This is a genomic window from Chryseobacterium endalhagicum, assembly GCF_016745235.1.
Lineage (GTDB): Bacteria > Bacteroidota > Bacteroidia > Flavobacteriales > Weeksellaceae > Chryseobacterium > Chryseobacterium endalhagicum.
On the sequence record NZ_JAELVM010000001.1, the window covers coordinates 846,591 to 859,894 of the forward strand.

At 39.7% G+C, this 13,304-nt stretch carries 13 protein-coding genes; 3 read left to right on the top strand and 10 right to left on the bottom strand.

Annotated elements, in window-relative coordinates:
- Nucleotides 1-134: 134 nt before the first annotated feature.
- The 6 genes from JET18_RS03775 to JET18_RS03800 form a co-directional block, all read right to left on the bottom strand.
- Nucleotides 135-368: a bacteriocin-like protein gene (locus JET18_RS03775; protein WP_202089278.1), complete on the bottom strand. Its 234-nt coding sequence runs from the start codon at nucleotides 366-368 to the stop codon at nucleotides 135-137.
- Between the two features lie 425 nt (nucleotides 369-793).
- Entirely contained in the window at nucleotides 794-1,531 is a 738-nt protein-coding gene (locus JET18_RS03780) for an SDR family oxidoreductase (protein WP_202089279.1), read from the bottom strand.
- 70 nt (nucleotides 1,532-1,601) lie between these two features.
- Nucleotides 1,602-2,186 carry a TetR/AcrR family transcriptional regulator gene (locus JET18_RS03785; RefSeq protein ID WP_202089280.1) on the bottom strand — a complete coding sequence of 195 codons (585 nt, stop codon included), beginning with the start codon at nucleotides 2,184-2,186 and terminating at the stop codon, nucleotides 1,602-1,604.
- A gap of 120 nt (nucleotides 2,187-2,306) precedes the next feature.
- Nucleotides 2,307-2,840 (bottom strand): GNAT family N-acetyltransferase, encoded by a 534-nt coding sequence (locus tag JET18_RS03790; protein WP_202089281.1) that lies wholly within the window; start codon nucleotides 2,838-2,840, stop codon nucleotides 2,307-2,309.
- 23 nt (nucleotides 2,841-2,863) lie between these two features.
- On the bottom strand, nucleotides 2,864-3,256 hold the full coding sequence (locus JET18_RS03795) for a VOC family protein (RefSeq protein WP_202089282.1): 393 nt from the start codon (nucleotides 3,254-3,256) through the stop codon (nucleotides 2,864-2,866).
- Nucleotides 3,253-4,044, bottom strand: a complete 792-nt coding sequence (locus tag JET18_RS03800) for a DUF6896 domain-containing protein (RefSeq protein ID WP_202089283.1) — start codon at nucleotides 4,042-4,044, stop codon at nucleotides 3,253-3,255. The genes JET18_RS03795 and JET18_RS03800 overlap by 4 nt, the downstream gene beginning before the upstream one ends.
- A gap of 93 nt (nucleotides 4,045-4,137) precedes the next feature.
- Here JET18_RS03800 and pafA point away from each other — a divergent pair, with 93 nt between their 5' ends.
- Both pafA and JET18_RS03810 read left to right on the top strand, forming a co-directional pair.
- Complete coding sequence (pafA, locus tag JET18_RS03805; protein ID WP_202089284.1) at nucleotides 4,138-5,784, top strand: alkaline phosphatase PafA; 1,647 nt, start codon at nucleotides 4,138-4,140, stop codon at nucleotides 5,782-5,784.
- Between the two features lie 143 nt (nucleotides 5,785-5,927).
- Nucleotides 5,928-6,083 (top strand): hypothetical protein, encoded by a 156-nt coding sequence (locus JET18_RS03810; protein WP_202089285.1) that lies wholly within the window; start codon nucleotides 5,928-5,930, stop codon nucleotides 6,081-6,083.
- A gap of 126 nt (nucleotides 6,084-6,209) precedes the next feature.
- Here JET18_RS03810 and JET18_RS03815 read toward each other — a convergent pair whose 3' ends face one another.
- Together JET18_RS03815 and JET18_RS03820 are read right to left on the bottom strand one after the other, a co-directional pair.
- Complete coding sequence (locus tag JET18_RS03815; RefSeq protein WP_202089286.1) at nucleotides 6,210-7,340, bottom strand: tetratricopeptide repeat protein; 1,131 nt, start codon at nucleotides 7,338-7,340, stop codon at nucleotides 6,210-6,212.
- Nucleotides 7,337-8,989: a response regulator transcription factor gene (locus JET18_RS03820; protein ID WP_202089287.1), complete on the bottom strand. Its 1,653-nt coding sequence runs from the start codon at nucleotides 8,987-8,989 to the stop codon at nucleotides 7,337-7,339. The genes JET18_RS03815 and JET18_RS03820 overlap by 4 nt, the downstream gene beginning before the upstream one ends.
- 149 nt (nucleotides 8,990-9,138) lie before the next feature.
- Between JET18_RS03820 and JET18_RS03825 the strand changes: the two genes are divergently transcribed.
- The gene (locus JET18_RS03825) at nucleotides 9,139-10,455 is read left to right on the top strand and encodes a T9SS type A sorting domain-containing protein (protein WP_202089288.1); all 1,317 of its coding nucleotides are present in this window, start codon (nucleotides 9,139-9,141) and stop codon (nucleotides 10,453-10,455) included.
- Between the two features lie 296 nt (nucleotides 10,456-10,751).
- On the opposite strand, the gene JET18_RS03830 is transcribed toward JET18_RS03825, so the two are convergent.
- Nucleotides 10,752-12,002 (bottom strand): autotransporter outer membrane beta-barrel domain-containing protein, encoded by a 1,251-nt coding sequence (locus JET18_RS03830; RefSeq protein WP_202089289.1) that lies wholly within the window; start codon nucleotides 12,000-12,002, stop codon nucleotides 10,752-10,754.
- A 49-nt stretch (nucleotides 12,003-12,051) separates the two neighbouring features.
- Nucleotides 12,052-13,299, bottom strand: coding sequence for a hypothetical protein (locus tag JET18_RS03835; RefSeq protein WP_202089290.1), 1,248 nt, complete (start codon nucleotides 13,297-13,299; stop codon nucleotides 12,052-12,054).
- Nucleotides 13,300-13,304 lie beyond the last annotated feature (5 nt).

The following is a 13,304-nucleotide window of genomic DNA, read 5'->3' on the forward strand; positions in this document are numbered from 1 at the left end:
TAATGGAAATAATCCTTGAATTTTTTCTAAATATTTCATGGCGCTAATATATTGTATTTATAGCATTCATAGATCTGTAATACAAAAAAGAGCGGTAAAAACCGCCCCCTTCTTTTATCTAACAATATTTTCTTTTAAAAGTAAACACATCCGCAGCCGGTTTCCCATGGCTGGCATAAACGCATTGGCTCATTGCAGCCTCCTCCCGGATTACCGCCGCCGTCTGATCTGTAGCAGGTTCCGCCGCTGCAATAGTAAGACCCGAATGTTGGAGGACAGTTTCCGTCCATATCACATAATGCATACGCCGTATCGCCTCCGCTGATGATTCCCAGCTGCTTTCTCGAAAGTTTCTTTAAATTTTTCATAGCAGTTAATATTTTTAATTTGTTGATTACTAATATAAGAATTTTTAACACACGTTTATGTGATTTATAGTGTATTGTTTAAAATTTAAAGATTTAATAATTGAATTGATTTAAAAATTCAGGAATAAAGCAGAATGTAAGATATATATTAATCTGAGTTTTGGTTAAGACATTTTCGGTTGTATAATAGAGCCAGGAAGCTTGAGGCCGGAAGAGGGAAGTTATTGAAGCCAAAGGAAGAAATACGCCGTTTTCATTAATTTTTTTAATCTCTTGAACAAATTAAAAAACAACTGTTTAATACTAGTGTCTAACAGTAACTTCCGGCCTCCCTCTTCCAGCTTCCAGCCACTCATGTTTTATTAATAAAACTGCGGGAAAAGACAAGTCTTCTCCCGCAGTGAATCAATAGTATGCTGAAAAAATTAGGCGTTCATCATACTGAAAGCACCTTCCGAATGAGCAAAGAAATTGCTGTACAGAACTTCAGTATTTCCTACGCGGATCTCGTAAATGTTCTCCTGAAGAGCTTTTACCAGACTGTCCGCCACATCAGAAGCCGGAATACCATTTTCCCTGCCTCCGATTTCTACTGAAAAGTCCGTGTTGACAAGAGGGGGCATCAATTCAAAAACTTTAACAGCTGTGTTTTTTGCCAGTTCGTGTCTCAGTATTTTGGTGTAAGAATGCAGGGCTGCTTTAGAATCAGAATAAGTAGGAACATGAGAGCCTGGCGCAAACGCAACAATAGAAGAAACATTCACCACCGCGGCATTTTCCTGCTGTTTCAGTAAAGGGAGTAACTTTTCTGTAAGACGGATTGGCGCGAAATAATTGGTTTCAAATTCTGCGACTGCCTTGCTGTAAGTATCTGAAGTCTCAGAAATGGTATAAGCGTAGGCATGTCCGGCGTTGTTGATCAGGATATTCAGCCCTCCAAAATTCACTTTTATCTCTTCAATCAAGCGGTTTACATCCTCTTCTTTCGTAATATCAGCCTGAATGGTAAAGATATTCTCTAAGCCTTCAGCCGCGGCATCAAGCTTGGCTTTATTCCGTCCTGCAATGATGACGGTGTTGGATGTATTCAGTGACTTTGCAATTTCTAATCCGATTCCTGAACCTCCGCCAGTAATAAGGATGATGTTGTTGGTAATGTTCATGACATTTTTTGTATTTAAATTAATCGATATTTTAATTTGTACTATTTGGTACAAAATTGTTTAAATTTTTTTATTCCAGTATTTTAAGATTCATTTCAATAATGCTTCTTAAGATCTCCGGAGAACTTTCCATTCTTCTCGTTACATGGATTCCGTTCCACAGATTGCTTAGGTGCCATCCCATAATTTCGGGATCTTCAGTACTTTTGAGCTGCCCGATTTTCTGGGCATTCCTGATCGTCTCTGCAAAAATAACCTGCAGATTTCTAAGCAACTGAGCCGTTATTTCCTTGATTTCATGATCTTTTTCAGAAAGCTGAACCAGAGCATTCCCTAAATAGCAGCCTCGTTCTTTATCACAGTCCGAAGCATAAGCCAGGCTGAGGAAAAACTGTCTCAGGAATTCTATTTTATCGTCTGCCTCTGCAATACTCTGCGATATTTTTTTGGAAAAATACTCTGAAAACTGACTGATGGACCGTGTATACAATTCCTGCTTTCCTCCTTTAAAAGCATGATAGAAACTGCCTTTTCCAATACCCATGGCAACCAGCAATTCATCAGCAGAAGCCGTATCATAGCCTTTTTCTCTGAAAACTTCAGTTGCTTTTGCTATTGCTTCACATTCATCAAATATTTTAGGTCTTCCTGCCATTGGGATTATTTTCTGGGACAAAGGTATATAATTGTACCATTCGGTACAAAATAAAAATTTCAATACATTTTATAGTTTCTGTCGATTATATGTTTTGAATTGCGGGTAGTGGTATTTCATTTATAAATCCAGTGTCATAAAAACCGCCGTTTCTTCAGGGTTTTCATACAACCGGGTATTCAGTCCAGTAATGCTGAAACCCATTCTTCTGTAAAACTGAATGGCCGGGAAATTGGTATTTTGCGTTTCAAGTTCAATGACCCTGCAGTTTAAATTCCGGGCTTCCCTTACCGCGCTTTTGATAAGCTGGGCGCCGGCTCCGTTTCTTCTGAATTTTTCACTGATCAGTATATTTTCAATGTAGAAGCTGTTGTTCCATGTCCTGTGCTCACAGATGATCCAGCCCATCAGTTCATCATTTTCGAAAAACCCGAAAGAATGTCCTTCCTCAATAATCTGGTTGAGCTCCTCAATATCATCAGAATCAGTCTCCCAGATTTTGGTGTAGCTAATCTGCTTTTCCTTTAATACAAATTCAAAAGAACCGGCAAATTCCACGAAAGAAACAGATAATATTCTGTCCGTTTCATAGCCGTTGTGTCCCCAGTTTCCGGTAGGATTTCCGGTAAGTTTTTCTAATTTTCTGATTTCCATAGAATGCGGAATATGATTTTGGTTTACTGAATTTCTGTACAGATTTCTACTAAATAATGATCAGGATCTTTAATGTAAGCCACCTTTTGCCCCCAAGGTTTTACAGCGATATTCTCGTACAGAACTGCTCCGTTTTTAATCGCTTTTTCCAGAAGACTTTCCACATCGTCCGTTGTGAATCCCAATTCAATTCCAAATGGTTTTTCCACTGATTTTGAAGACAGAAAACCCTGCTTTATATTGGAGCTGGCCAGACTTATGGATGCAAAGGATAGGGTAGTTTCACCCGTAATCAGTTCGCCGTAATCTTTTTCAGGAGTAATAAACTTTATAGTTGTCCCGAATGTGTCCTGATAAAAATTCATTGATTTTTCAACATCTTCAACGTAAAGAATGACGTATTTGAATTTAATCATAATTTTAATTTTAAGAATTTAAGAATTGTGGCTATTTTAGACTTAGGTTCTGCGAAATAAGTCTCGGGATCAAGTACATTAATTTGAATTTTATCCCTGTCTTTTACAGCTATTCCTGAGTGATTGGCTATACTGGAATTAATTCTTTCAAATAAATCCAGCTTTAGCATGACTTCAAGAATTCTGCGTCCGTCATCAAAATTTTCATAAATATCTACCGGTAATGGTTGATATTCCGGGGTTGATTTGATATAAAGACTGAAGAAATAAGGATCAAGATCTCCGAACTCCATACCAAACATAATGGGAACCTCTATTTCTTGTTTTGTTTTTATATTTTGAAAACAACAGTGATACCCGTGAAAAAAAAAAATCCAGCCATCAATTTTCCCGCGGTGCATTCTTCTGCTGCCTTTAAGCTTATTAAAAGTAAGAAACGGAAATTCAGGATTTAGTTTTACTTTCTTTTTCTGAATTAATAAATGAATTAACTTTGATCCCAATTCCCTGTAATCCTTCGCACAGCGTTCAAAAAATAACTGATTGGCAATTATTTCTTTATCTGTAATCAGTTTACAAATATATATTTCATGGTTTATATCAGGAACCGCGATTTGAAATGCAGGAAGCTTTTTTTCTAAATCTCTACCAAAATCTTGTCGTAAGTGTTGAACAGAATTTGTAAAAACTAATTTAAGTTTTTTATGGCGCGGAATATTAGATATATAATCAACACTTGGAATTTCCCGTATTGATTTGATTGTTATTAATTCAGTAATTCTTTCCAAGGCTTTAAGTGGATAATAAGTCAAATTTAAATAAAATTTCACACTCCAAAACTTTCAAAACCCTTAAATTTGTCGTCAACAAAAATTTACCAGATGCTTAGGAAAATTTCAATTGCGGCAGCGGCCCTTTTGTCCGTAATGACAATCAATGCTCAGAAGAACAGAAATTCTCAATTAGAAAGACCAAAATTAGTCGTAGGATTGGTGGTAGACCAGATGAGGTGGGACTATCTGTACCGTTTTTATGGAAAGTACGGAAACGATGGTTTCAAAAGACTTTTGAATACAGGATATTCTTTAAATAACGTCCACATCCCTTACGTGCCTACCATTACTGCTTTGGGACATACCTGCATCTATACGGGTTCTGTACCTGCCATTCATGGGATTGCCGGAAATGACTGGACGGATAAAGAGACCGGGAAAAATGTATACTGTACTACCGATGAAAGCGTTCAGCCGGTAGGAACAACCAACACGAAAATAGGAAGCCACTCTCCGAAAAACCTTTGGTCAACTACTGTAACCGACGAACTAAGACTGGCTACCAATTTCCAGGGAAAAGTAATAGGAGTTTCATTAAAAGACCGTGCATCCATCCTTCCTGCAGGCCATACACCGAACGGAGCTTTCTGGTTTGATGACAGTTCAGGAAACTTCATCACCAGTACATGGTATATGAATGACCTGCCGCAATGGCTGAAGTCGTTCAATGCCCAGAATCTTCCGGACAAATTAGTCGCGAACGGTTGGAATACGTTACTTCCGATCAATCAGTATACTGAAAGCTCACCGGATAATTCTTCTTGGGAAGGACTGCTGGGAAGCGCAAAAACGCCTGTTTTCCCTTACAGCAATTTAGCGCAGGATTATCAGGCTAAAAAAGATAATATCCGTTATACACCTTTCGGAAATACGCTGACATTAAAATTGGCTGAAGCTTCTGTAGAAGGTGAAAAACTAGGCGGTGACCAGATCACTGACTTTTTAGCCATCAACCTGGCTTCTACCGATTATGCAGGTCATAAATTCGGTCCGAATTCCATTGAAGTGGAAGATGTGTATTTAAGACTGGATCAGGACCTTGCCCAGTTTTTCAGCTATCTGGATGCTAAAGTAGGAAAAGGGGAGTACACGGTTTTCCTTTCTGCTGACCACGGCGGTGCCCATTCAGTAGGATTCCTGAAAGAGCATAAAATTACTACAGGATTCTTCGGGGAAGGCATGGAAAAAGATATCAACCAAAAGCTGAAAGATAAATTCGGAGTGGATAAACTGATCAATGCGGTAGACAACTACCAGATTTATTTTGACAGAAAGCTGATGCAGGATAATAAAATTGAGCTGGATGATTTGAGAGATTTCACGATTAAAGAATTGCACAAAGATCCAACCGTTTTATATGCAGTATCCGTGGATGAAGTTCAGGAAGCTACTATTCCGGAACCGATCAAGCAGAGAATCATCAATGGAATCAACAGACAGAGAAGCGGGGATATCCAGCTGATCTCCCACGACTCCATGCTTCCGCCATATTCTAAAACAGGAACCACACACAGCGTATGGAATTCTTATGACTCTCACGTTCCATTGATCTTTATGGGCTGGGGAATTCAGAAAGGAGAAAGCAATAAAGCCTACAATATGACCGATATTGCACCTACCGTTTCATCATTACTGAAAATTCAGTTCCCGAGTGGAAATGTAGGAAACCCGATCACAGAAGTTATCGGAAGATAATTTGAAATAACATAGATCATCAACATTCCTTTCGGGGAATGTTTTTTTGTTTGATATAATGAGAGAAACAGATATTTAAAATGATTTTAATTCTATAGATAGGGAAATATTGTATATTTGGAATATTAATCAAATATATAATCATGAAGAAACTATCAAGAAAAGATCTTAGAATGATCAAAGGAAGTAGTATAAATATTACATGTTCGGCTGATCAGAAATGCCCTGCTGGTTATGCGTGCTGCGACAGTGTTTGTCTGAAAACAAAGGAAATCGCTCATTTACCTATCTGTGACTAAATGTATGAACAAGCTGCGGCATTCTTATATTCAGCCCATGGATTGAACAAAAAGATACAACAGAAACCCTAAAAATAAAAAAAGCATTCCGGCAGGAATGCTTTTTTATTATTCATCACTCATCACTTATAACTTAATCAACTCCTGTATCCCCTTCCTGTATTTTAAATTCTGTTTTCTGATTCTGAAAATTAAAGAAAGCAAAACCGAAATAACGAGCGTACTTACACCCGCAATAAGTCCTGTAATATAAAGGTAACGGGTTTTCATTTCGCTGCTTTTCTTCAGGGTTTCCCTGTTGTGATTATTGATGGAATGATTGATTGAGCTTAATTCGTTCTGCTCCCTTTGAAAACGCATTTCAAAGTGTTTCTTGCTGTAATTCTGGTAAAGATCGGGTTTTCCCAAAGCCAGATAATTGTCGGACATTTCCTTGTAAAGTCCTTCATTGAGGATCAGATCGCCGGTATTTTTGCTCAGATCCCCGGCCTTGATCAGTAACTGTAAAGCAGCTTCGTTCTGTTTTTTCTGTTTGTACATTTCAGCCAGACCTTTCAGGGCAAATGCTTCCAGGCTTTTCGCTTTATTCCTTCGTGCATATTCCGCAGACTGCATGAATGCGTGATGTGCTTTTTCAAGTTGATTGAGATTGAGGTAGCAGTAGCCAATATTGTAGTACACCACACTCATATTGGAATACGTTGTCTGCTTATGCTGTATTTTCTCGAAATTCTGAATCGAAATCAGGAATTTTTCAAGGGCAATTTCAGGATTCGACTGGCTTTTGTAGATCATGCCGCGGATCGCAAAACTTCTGGCGGTTTCAATATGCTTTTCAGGCAGGTGATCCGGAAGTTTAGTCAGATACTGATCCGCTTCATTAAGGGTTTCCAGGCTTTTGCTGAAAAGTTCCATCTGCTGGTACTGGATAGCCGCTGAGATCAGAACACTGGTACGGATCTTCAGATCATTGGTTTTTTCAGCGGTTTCTTTGGCTTTTAAAAGATATTGTAACGACTGGTCGAAATCCCTTTTTGCAATATTGGCCGTAGAAAGCAACTGATAAATGCTGATTTTCCTGTGAATATCATCTTCTTTTCCCAGAAGGTCTTTCCCGATTTTAATAGCATGATCCGGATGGTCATAGATTTCAAGGCGTGCCTTTTTCATCAGGGAATCAAAAGAAGTCTTCTGCCCGGAAACGCAAAGAGAAAAGCACAGAAAAAGAGCCGGAATAATTTTTAGGATTAATTTCATAATGTTCTGCTTTTACTGATTTCCTGGATATAAACGTTGGGAGACATGCCTGTAACCGATTTAAATACTGTTGTAAACGCGCTGTGCGAAGAAAACCCCGAATATTCCGCGAGATAACTGACCTTATAATTGAGAAACGCAGGATCTGTTCTTAAAAGCCGCGCAATATGATTGATCCTTAATTCATTGATGTAGCCGTTAAAATTTTTCCCTTTAGTGCTGTTAATCACTTCCGAAAGATATTTTGTATTTACGCCCATTTGTGAGGATAGTGCAGAAAGGGTCATGCTCTTGTCAAGGAAGCGCTGCTGTTTTTCCCATTCTTCCAGTTTTCCGAGGATTTCATCTTCTTTCTCCTTGGATATTCTATTCGGATCTTTTTCGGGAGTTTTGTTGATAGAAGTGGTTTCCTTTATGATACTTTGAAGATTTTCCGGTGGTTTTTGCTCCTGGATTTTTTGTTTTTTAAAGAAATCAAACTGCTTTTTAAGATCCTTATTCGTGTTTTTGAGGATCAGAAAACAAATGATGAGTCCGATAATTAAAACCAAAAAACAGGCAGCAATCAGACTTGTTTTTTTCAATTGTTTCTGATTTTGAAACTCCAGATTGTGGGCCTGGTTGGTCTCTACCAGTTTTACAATATACCGGATGCCTTCTTTCGTATTTGAATCCAGCTTTGTCCTGAGTTCAGTATAAAGTTTATTGTATTCATGGTGTTTTGCATCGTTATGAAGCGCAAAATAATTTTTGGAAAGAGATTCGTAGATCTTGGCTTTTAAGCTGTTGTAAGGAAGGTTTTGTATTTTTGAAAGTCCTTTTTCAAGAATGTCTGCAGAGGTTGAATATTCTTCTTTTAAAAAATAATAACGCGACAGGTTTTCGTAGGCCAGTGCCTGCAGAAAATAGTAATCCGTATTCTTTTCAGCCAAAACAAGGGTAGATTCGAGGAGATTTTTAGCTTCCTCCAATTTATTCTGTCTCATAAAAAAAGACGCCCTGAATATTCTGTTTTCTATTTCAAGGATATGGTTTTCCTGGTTATTGAAACCGAGATATTGATCACTTTTGCTGAGGTTTTCAAGTGCCTTGTCATAATTTCTGTTAATTCCGAGATTGAGCGCCTGAAGCTGATAAAGTTTTGCCGTAATTACATTGATCCGTGGATTATCTCCTTTCAATAGCTTTGGGTCAGATAAAAGACCGGATATGATCCGTTGGGACTGCCCATACAGATCCAGATTCTGATACTGGTCCGCAAGATTATAATCCCCAGCGGTCTGCAAAAAATAGGAGAGGTTTTCTTTTTCTTTTGAATCTTCCTTCTGGCTGTATATATTAACGGACTGCACATAATCTCCTTTCATAGCATACGCCTGGGAAATAATATTCTGAAGTACAATCCTGTGTTCCTGGTTTTGATCGCTAATCAGAAGTGCCTGTGAATAACTGATGCAGTCATCCGGATTCTGATATAATTTCTGAAAAGCTTTGTCCGCTAAAATATTGAAATCCGGACCGGACTGCCCTTTAATGAAAACTGAACATAGAACAATGAACAGAAATGGAATGCTTCGGGCCAGACTATTCTGGCAAAAAAATGATTTTTTTTCGGTTTTTCTTACAGCTTCCTGATAATCTCTCCTCAAAATAGATTTTTGTTATGTGGTTGTATTTTAACGATTTATATTTTATACTCTTTCGAATTTCACGAATTATATAAGTCAAATTCTTTTAAAAAGGTAAATATAATATTAATATTGTTTCAGCCAATTCAAAATATTAAACTTAAGTAATTATGAAAAAGATTTACAAGATTTCAATGAAAGCTTTATATGCTTGCTTTTTGTTTGGATTTTCCATAGCTGATGCCCAGCTGACCGTAATGGCAGTTGGTAATTATACAGTAGGCGGTATTTCAGATGGTGGAATTGTCAGCATGCATACCAGTGCCGGCCAGATCTATAAATGGGACGAACTCACTGGTTTGGTTCTTATAGGTTCTGTCTCTAATGGATATCCTGCAGCCGGAAGAACGCTGATCACTGCCGACGGAACTAAAATAGGTTCCTCCACCACCAATACCGCGACCGGTTTTAATGAAATTTCAACCTACGACACCGCTTCAACGTCATGGACCAATCACGGCGGGCTTGTCCCTTCCGGCTGGGACGGACACGTAAGCTCTACCTGGGGAATGACTCCCGATGGAAACACTATTGTAGGGCTCGGATGGCTCACTGCAGGAAGCGCACACGCCGTAAAATGGACTGCTGCATCCGGAGTAACGGATCTCGGGAGCATAGTTCCCAACAGAAGCTCCAGAGCCAACGCCATCAATGCAGACGGATCTGTGATTGTCGGCTGGCAGGATCAGGATAACGGAACCCGAAGCGGAGCCCAATGGATCAACGGAGTGGAAAGTTTCATTACGGACGCCAACGGTAACTATGTGGGTGAAGCGGGAGATGTTTCAGAGGACGGAACAACAATCATAGGTTCTGCAATGCCCAATCCATACGTATGGAACAGCACCACAGGCCTTACTTACATAACTCATCCAAATTCCTCAGCCTTTTTCAGAGGGGGAGCAACCGGGATCTCTGCCGACGGTAAGAAAGTAATCGGGTTTTTCAGAGCATTTGCGGCACCTCCGATGTCTGGAGAAGGCTTTATATGGACTTCTGCAGGAGGAAGGGTCAATCTGAATGATTATGCGGTAGGTTTGGGAATCAATACCCAGGGAGTGAATATGGCGCTTCCTTTGGCCATTTCACAGGACGGAAAAAGAATTGCGGGCGTAGGAACCAATGCCTCCAACCAGATCGTTGCATTTTATCTGGATCTTTCAAAAATACAGCTTGCTACCAATGAAAGCACAAAAAACAACAATACAGGCTCTATTTATCCGAATCCTGTAAAAGATTTCCTTTACATTAAAGGAATCAAAGGGATTGAGAAGGTAGAAATTTACAATATGGTCGGTCAGAAAATAAAAACAGATAATGCTGTGGAAAGCAGAATTGATGTTTCTTCTTTATCAAAGGGAAATTACATACTGCAGATTTTCGTGAAAGGGGAAACTTCACAGAGTTTTAAATTTATCAGACAGTAAAAATAAAATTAGAAACATTGAAGACTGACCAAAAAACTCGCAGAATTTTCTGCGAGTTTTGTATGTAATGTGTGGACTGAGATTAAGACTAAGATTGAGAAAATGTCAATGGTGAATTTTGCATTGCAAGTGAATGGTGAATTTTTGAGAGGCAAGAGTCAAGATATTAGACATCAGATGATAGCTCATTAACTTAATTACGACGAATCAGCAACCAGCGCAACTGCCAACCAAAGCTCTCCGGCTCTCAAATCCGCACCCTGAAACCCTGAAACTCTCTGATTTTCAAACTCGTTTTAGTTGATATATGAGGCATTAAAAGACATTGAAATAGGTCTGCAGGGCATGTTAACACCGGATGTTGTTCCATTGTTTACAGCTCTGGTCATCCGTATATCCAAAGTGTGGTTTCCGGCTGTAAGGAATTTTACGGTATTGATGGTAAATTGTGTATTGCTTCCGGCAATTCCGCTTTCCTGGGTCCGCAGATAGCAGTCTGTAGCTACTCCGTCAATATATAATCTTGCTTCATATACGGCCTGTCCACCTCCGGAAGGAGAGCCCACGTAATCTATTCCAAGCATAAAATTAATAAATAAGGCCTTACCGCCGGCCGGAATGGTAATAGCTTGCGAGGTTCCTGTTACTGTGGTAGCACCGAGGTCATTCACATTATAGTCGGCACCGGTAGTACTGTTTACTGTAGCGGTGTTTATACTGGGTGAAGAAGGATTTGCTATAGTAATGATATTTCCTGTGGCATCTACGCCTATAGACTGCCCTGTACCAATAGGAGAAGCCGAGGTAAGGTTGGTTAGCCTGATCCCTGAAACATTCGCTGTTCCGGAGGCTACCTCAAACTTTGTGTTGGGAGCTGCTGTTCCAATGCCTACATTTCCATTGCTCAGCATAGTAAGTTTTTCTGTTCCATTAGCTTTAAGAGCCAAAGGAGTAGCATTGGCTGTACCTATGCTTAATTTTGTTGAGTTTCCAAAAGAGTTGATCTGTGCTGCATTGGCATTATCTACGTACATATCCAGATTGGCAGACCCTCCCGCCAATGTGATGGATCCTCTGGAGGAACCTGCTGCAGAAATTACTCCCTGGGTTGTTCCTGTTGCAATTCCTACATTACTTGTTCCGTTTACAAAATTTATGGGATTTCCGTTTGTTGTAACAGTTCTTGGTCCTGCTAATGTTCCGTTTGCAATATAAATATTCACAGCAGGGTCTATTTTTACCCACGCTGTTCCATTGAAATAATAATAGCCTACAGCATCTATGTTGATGGCAGTACCAGCTAATGTACCACTTGCAATGCTGTTAACGTAGATCATCGTTGAAACAGGAACCGAGGTCATATTTTGTGCTCTTTCTCTGTCCAGTCTCGGAATCAGTAACCCGTCTACATTTGTTGTGGTACCTGTAGGGTTTTTCGCAGTGATGTCCAGTGTAGAAGCAGGCGTATTGTTATTAATTCCTGTTTGTGCAGCCACAAATGACGTACTTGCGGCCAGAAATATTGCGGGGAGTTGAAATATTTTCATGAGGTATGTTTTTAGATCATTATGAGCAGTCATCTTATTTCTTTTTAACTTAGTTGAGATAAGATGCATTGAATGACATTGACCTTGGAGTACAAATCATATTGGCTCCTGATGTAGTCGAGTTATTAAAGGTTCTCTGCATTCTCACATCAAGCGTATGATTTCCTGCTGTAAGAAATTTGATTGTGCTTATGGTAAAAGCCGCATTGGCAGCAGTACCAACTTCCTGGATTCGCATATAGCAATCGGTAGCGGCTCCATCTATGTACAGCCGTGCCTCGTAGTAAGCCTGGCCGCCTCCTGCAGGATTATTGGTGTAATCTACACCCAGCATAAAGTTGATAAATAAAGCTTTTCCACCTGTGGGTACTGTAATGGACTGAGATGTTCCTGAGACAATAGTTGCAGCAAGGTCATTAACATTAAAGTTGGCTCCGGTTGTACTGTTCACCGAGGATATGTTTACATTGGTGGGACTGGGATTGGCAACTGTTACCAGGTTTCCGCTGCTATCCACTCCTAATGCCTGGCCTGCTCCTATTGGGCTGGCAGATGTAAGGGTAGTAAATCTCAGACCTGACGTATTGGCTGTTCCGGAAGTTAATTCCAGAGCTGTGTTTGGGGCTACGGTACCTATTCCAACATTTCCGTTACTGATAAGTGCCATTCTTTCCGTTCCGTTTGTTTTTAGAGTAAGAGGAGTAGCATTGGTGGTCCCGATACTTAGTTTCGTAGAATTACCTGAAGAGTTGATTTGCGCTACATTAGCATTGTCTGCATAAGCATCCAGCGTGGAAGTTCCTCCGGCCAGACTTAATGAACCTCTTGCAGAGCCATTGGCGGATAATCTTCCTTCTGTAGCACTGGTTGTTATGCCAGCATTGCTGGTTCCATTAACGAAGTTTAAAAAATTTCCTCCTGTTGTTACGGTTCTGGCACCATTTAAACTGCCGTCCGAATTATAAATATTAATGGCCGGGTTTAATTTTATCCATGAAGCTCCGTCGTAATAATAATATCCCGGTGCTTCTATATTGGCAGCGGTTCCGGCTTGTGTACCGGTACTGATACTGTTTACATAAATCATAGTAGAAACAGGAACGCTGCTCATGCTTTGAGCTCTCTGTCTGTCTACTCTTGGAACCAATATCCCATCTACGTTTGTGGTAGTACCCGTAGGGTTTTTGGCTGTTATATCTAACGTACTGAGTGGGGCATTATTATTGATACCCACCTGAGCATTGAAGGATGAATATCCTGCAATAATCAATATCATAGAGAAATATATTCTTTTCATGAGCA